Source organism: Brevibacillus invocatus (genome assembly GCF_003710915.1).
Lineage (GTDB): Bacteria > Bacillota > Bacilli > Brevibacillales > Brevibacillaceae > Brevibacillus > Brevibacillus invocatus.
The window spans coordinates 1-1,418 of sequence record NZ_RHHR01000093.1; the positions used below are offsets into that span (position 1 = coordinate 1).

Sequence of the window (1,418 nt, forward strand, 5' to 3'; positions counted from 1 at the left end):
TAACCAAAGCCTTGGAACCTGCATCATCGACCACAGCCATATTGAAATCCTCGAACTTTCCTGCATCTGCATCTTTCATCCAACGTTGGACGACATTGTAGTGGAGTTCGTATCTTCTGGCAACGGCAGCTCGATTTCCACTTTCCAGAGCTTCTTTTACCACTTGCATTTTAAACTCATTGGAGTATTGTTTTCGTTTCATTGTTGCCTTCCCCCTGTTCACATATAGTGTACTAAATTACACTCCATGTGTCCAAGTTTCCTAAGGGGCTATTGAGGAGGGTACGGGAGATATCAAAAGGTACCTCAGGTATGAATATGAGTTTTGTTTTGGGGATTAAGGAGATTGACGGAGAATTACTGTATCTTAATTTAGGTGGGGCATTTAGTGGACTAGAACAGCATGCTCCACATACGTTGATTGCTGGAGCGACCGGCAGTGGTAAGTCAGTGCTTCTGCAAAATCTGATACTTGATATCTGCGCTACGAATAGTAAAGATATGGCGAGAGTGTATTTGATTGACCCGAAATTTGGTGTAGATTATCAGCATCTTGAAGAACTACCTCATCTATCGGAAGGAATTATCATTGACCAAGACAAAGCAATTTCGACATTAGAGTTCCTTGTGGAAGAAATGGACAGACGATACCTTTTATTCCGAGATCAAAAAGTAAATAGTCTAAAGGATTATAATGCAAAAACTGAAGAGAATGATAGACTCCCATTGTTGTTTTTAGTGCATGACGAGTTCGCTGAGTGGATGTTGATAGACACGTATAAGCAAGCAGTATCGTCCATCGTGCAACGATTGGGTGTTAAGGCAAGAGCGGCAGGCATTCACTTAATCTTTGCTGCACAACGGCCGGATGCAAATGTATTGCCAGTACAATTACGAGATAATTTAGGAAACCGTTTAATCCTTAGAGTTGAAAGTGAGGGAACTTCGCAAATATCTTTAGGTGAAAAAGGTGCAGAAAGACTGTTAGGTAAAGGACATTTGGCGGCAAGGCTACAAGGCGAGTCAGGACTTATATTTGCTCAAGTACCTTTCCTATCCACTGATGAATTAATAAAAGTGACTCAACTGATTGCCAACAACTAAAAAAAGAAGTGGGACACCTTCCCACTTCTTTTTTATAAAAATACGAAATCGAATAGCATTTGTTTGCTAATCGAATTCCATATATAAGATGATTCTTAAAAGTAAAGCGTGGTTTTCACATGCTGAATCAAATGGCTTACACTGCCGGTCATCTTGTCTAATTTTGAGCAAGTATGATTTTAGTTGGAAGGTTAAGCAAGTACATTCGATTTCCGGTTGAGTGCTTGATACAATATTGGCAGGACTTTTAGAGTGCTTACGGGATCTCAGATTTGATACTTTGTTTTAGGTTTTTAATTGAATCAATTTCATAA

At 39.6% G+C, this 1,418-nt stretch carries 2 protein-coding genes; one reads left to right on the forward strand and one right to left on the reverse strand.

The annotated features are described in order from the left end of the window. Window positions 1-202, reverse strand: a 202-nt coding sequence (locus EDM52_RS24160) for a transposase (RefSeq protein ID WP_148038812.1), incomplete at its 3' end; no start/stop codon positions are given. A gap of 110 nt (window positions 203-312) precedes the next feature. Here EDM52_RS24160 and EDM52_RS24165 point away from each other — a divergent pair. Beyond that, complete coding sequence (locus tag EDM52_RS24165) at window positions 313-1,104, forward strand: FtsK/SpoIIIE domain-containing protein (protein ID WP_122911437.1); 792 nt, start codon at window positions 313-315, stop codon at window positions 1,102-1,104. Window positions 1,105-1,418 lie beyond the last annotated feature (314 nt).